The organism is Streptomyces sp. NPDC048349 (genome assembly GCF_040651925.1).
GTDB lineage: Bacteria > Actinomycetota > Actinomycetes > Streptomycetales > Streptomycetaceae > Streptomyces.
On record NZ_JBEZLA010000136.1, the window covers coordinates 1 to 3,967 of the forward strand.

2 protein-coding genes are annotated in these 3,967 nt (G+C 70.5%); both read left to right on the forward strand.

Annotation, left to right across the window (positions count from 1 at the left end; all coding sequences use genetic code 11):
* Positions 1–215: 215 nt before the first annotated feature.
* Positions 216–1,769 (forward strand): alpha/beta hydrolase, encoded by a 1,554-nt coding sequence (locus AB0D44_RS34185; protein WP_362598757.1) that lies wholly within the window; start codon positions 216–218, stop codon positions 1,767–1,769.
* Between the two features lie 12 nt (positions 1,770–1,781).
* Entirely contained in the window at positions 1,782–3,386 is a 1,605-nt protein-coding gene (locus AB0D44_RS34190) for an alpha/beta fold hydrolase (protein ID WP_362598760.1), read from the forward strand.
* Positions 3,387–3,967 lie beyond the last annotated feature (581 nt).

The window sequence follows — 3,967 nt, forward strand, 5'->3', positions numbered from 1 at the left end:
GGCGGAGGACGCCCGCGGCGAGGCGTGGACGCTGTACTACCTGGGGCAGGCGCTGGAGGAGGGCGGCGAGCGCGATCAGGCGGTGCGGGCGCGGCGGCTCCGCGTGCGTGTGAACGCGTCACCCGGTAGCGTCGGAAATGTGCGTTCCGCCCAAACCGCTGCGGCGGGTTGGCCCGGCCGGGCCACCGACGATGTCGGCAGAGGAACGAGATCACATGCCCAAGCACAGCATCCTCGCGATGGCTGCCTCGGCCGCTCTGGTCTGCCTGGCAGCATTCGGTGCCACACCCAGCAGCGCCACGGTGCCCCCGGCCCAGTCATCCACGGGACCCGGGCTGCCGGCCCCGTCCCGGTTCGTGCCCGGCCCCTGTCCTGAGCCGCCCGAGCCCATCGAAGCGCTGGACGACGCGCGCTGCGGCTTCGTCGAGGTCCCCGAGAACCGCTCCCGCCCCGGTGGGCGGACCATCAAACTGGCCGTGGCCGTCATTCCGGCCACGTCGGCGAAACCGGCCGCGGACCCCGTGGTGTTCATGGCGGGCGGCCCGGGCGCCGACACGTTCGACGACATCCCGTTCCTCGTCGACTCCGGGCTGAACAAGGACCGCGACCTGATCGTCATGGCCCAGCGCGGGAACCTCTACGACCAGCCGAACCTCGCCTGCCCCGAGATCGACCGGTTCAACGCCCAAGCCGTGGGCCTGGGCTACGACGCCGAGCAGGCGCAGCAGCTCATGCTGAAGGCGGTCAAGGAGTGCCGCGACCGCCTGACGGCCGACGGCGTCGACCTGAGTGCCTACAACACCACCGAGAACGCCGCGGACTTCGCCGACCTGCGGAAGGCGCTGGCCATCTCCCAGTGGAACGTCTACGGGTACTCCTACGGCAGCGACCTGGCCCTGACCTACCTCCGCCGGCACCCCGAAGGGATCCGTGCCCTGGCGATCGACTCCGTCGCGCCTCCCCAGACCGCGACCCTGCCGTGGACCTGGAGCAGCGCGGCTGAGGGGATCGGCGCCATCTTCGAGGCGTGCGCCGCGCAACCCGCCTGCAAGGACCGCTACCCGGACCTTCCCCGCACGCTGACGGAGCAGGTGCGCAAGCTGGAGGCGCAGCCCCTGACGCTGACCGTCACGCCGCCGGGCGGAGGATCGCTCGTCAAGGTCGTCCTCGACGGCGGTGCGCTGCTGAACCTGATCGTCGCGTTCACGCCCCGGCCCAAGGACCTGCCTGCCGCGCTCGAGGAGCTCGCCAACGGAAACCCGGACCGCTTCGCGCAGGCCCGCGCGGGCGGCTCGGTCCAGAACGTGGGCGTGTTCGCGCACGGCCTGACGGAGTCGATCGCGTGCAGCGAGTGGGCGCCGGGGCACTCGGAATCCGACGTGCTGGCCGCAGGCCGCAAGGCCTTCCCCGGGTGGCCGGACACGGTCCTGGCCCAGGTGCCGCAACTTCCCTTCCAGTACCCGGCGTGCCGGATCTGGAACGTACCGGACCGCGCGGCCGTCCAGCGGGTGGCCACGGTCAGCTCGGTGCCGGCGCTCGTCGTCTCCGGCACGTTCGACGCGAAGACCGGGGCGAGTTGGGCGCGGGACGCGGCCCGCAACCTGTCGCGGTCGACCGCCGTGCAGGTTCCCGGAATCGGCCACTGGGTGGTCCCGCAGTCGCCTTGCGCGCAACGCGTGCTGGCGTCGTTCTTCGCCCACCCGACCGCACCCGACACCGGTTGCGTGGACGATCTCGAGCCCGAACCGTTCACGATCATCCCGAAGTAGCCGGGAGGGCAGATGACACTCCATCAAGCGCCCCGTCGTCGCCGCAATGCACGACAGCGCCTGGCCGCGCCGGCCGGTATGGCGACCGGTCTCCTCATCACCGGCCTGCTCGCAGCGCCCGCTCAGGCGCAGTCCCGCACCGACACGGGCAGTGGAGTGCCGATCGGCACGGCCGCCCGGACGGTGGGCGACGCCCGTTACGAACCGGGCCCCTGCCCCAAGACCCCGGAACCGATCAAGGCGCTCGAAGGGGCCCGCTGCGGAACGCTCACCGTGCCCGAGAACCGCACCGAACCCGGCGGTCGAACGATCGAACTCGGTGTCGCCATCGTGCCCGCCGCGGCCGACACACCGAAAGCCGACCCCGTGGTGTGGCTCGCGGGCGGACCGGGGGACGACGCGGTGGGGGAGGCGAAGATGGCGATCGACGGCGGCCTGAACCGCGACCGTGACGTGATCCTCATGTCCCAGCGCGGCACCTACTCGGCCGACCCGACGCTCCTGTGCCCCAACATCGACGAGTTCAACGCCCGCGCGGTCGGCCTGGTCTACGACGCGCCGTCCACCGAGCGCCTGCACGTCGAGGCCACGAAGACCTGTCGCGACCAACTGGCGGGCCGCGGGGTCGACCTCAGCGCGTACAACGACATCGAGAGCGCCGCCGACTACGAGGACCTGCGCACCGCGCTGGGCATCAAGCAGTGGAACCTGTACGCGATCTCCTACGGAACCCACCTGGCGCTGGTCTACATGCGGCTGCACCCCGAGGGGCTCCGCTCGGTGGGCCTCGACGGCATCCTCCCGCCGTCCAAGGGCGGCTCGGCGGCGACCTGGAGCAGCGCGCGGCAGGGCTTCGACGGCCTGTTCAAGGCCTGCGCGGACCAGCCGGCGTGCGCCATGCGCTACCCGAACCTGTCGGCCACCTTCGACCGGCTCGTCCGACAGCTCGAGGCCAAACCGGTCACCACCACCATCACGCTCCCCGACGACGACAAGCAGGTGAAGGTCGTACTGGACGGCGGAGCCCTGGTGAACTGGATGACGTCCGCCACCCACGTGGCGACCCAGGTACCCGCAGCCCTGGACGAGCTGGCGAACGGCAAGCCCCAGCGGATCGCGCAACACTGGGCGGGCGGCAAGCTCAGCCCCCAGGCCATGGGGAGGATCGCGCACGGTCTCGTCTACGGCGTCTTCTGCAGTGAGTGGACACCGTACGAGACCGAGGAGCAGGCGCTCCGGGGTGGACAGGAAGCGTTCCCCTCCTTCCCCCGCGAGGTGCAGGCCCAGGCTCCGCAGCTGACCTTCCTCCGTCCGGACTGCGACGTCTGGGACGTCCCCGCAGCCCCGCGCTCGATCCGGGACGTCACGCGCGGCGACACCCCCACCCTCGCCCTGTCGGGCGGGTTCGACTCCCAGACCGGGGCGGACAACGGACCGTACGTCGCCCGCACGCTGAGCAAGGCCAAGGTCGTCACGGTCCCCTACGAGCCGCACGTGGTGTTCGCCACCTCGAAGTGCGCCCAGGAGATCGCCCTGTCGTTCTTCGAGACCCCGGACGCACCGAAGACCGGATGCCTGAACGACCTCGAGCCGCCCGAGTTCGAGATCGCCCCCTGACCCGCCCCATCCGCCCAGACCCACACGACCCGGCACAGAGGGACGCAGCCGCCAGCGGGCTGCGTCCCTCTTCGTCCCACTGCTGCGTGCCGCTGCTTCGTCCCACCGCTTCAGGTCGCCGAGAAAGGCGGCCTTTGATGCATCCATTCCCTTTCATTCCTGGGTGATTCGGGCATCTGGTCGGCTTCTCGAAGGGGTCAAACAGTCACATTCGGTGAGATTCGGGTGCCCTGGAGGTGACTCGCCCCATAGGGCTCAGGTCACATACGAACCGGGTTAGTAGGCCCTCACGCCTCGATGCAGCCCCCTGCGCACCCGCCCTCACCTGCACCGATCCTTCCGCGTCCGCCAGGGGGTCGCAGGACCGCGGCTGCGAAGGTCCCTAGTAAGCGGGGTCGTTGCCAGGGCCTGCGGGCGTCTGTAGAACTGGATGAGTCGCAAGGCGGCAGGGGTGCTTCACCCCCCGCCGACGAACCCCTCTCCTGTGTGTGAGTGGCTCACGCATGTCTTCGGCATGCCTGCGACCGCCCTTGTCCCCTTCGGAAGGTCAATCCGTGTCCAACGCCGTCATCCGCCGCATC

Coding starts and splice junctions, on each gene's coding strand:
- AB0D44_RS34185 (WP_362598757.1), top strand. CDS start 216: ATGCCCAAGCACAGCATCCTCGCGATGGCTGCCTCGGCCGCTCTGGTC.
- AB0D44_RS34190 (WP_362598760.1), top strand. CDS start 1,782: ATGACACTCCATCAAGCGCCCCGTCGTCGCCGCAATGCACGACAGCGC.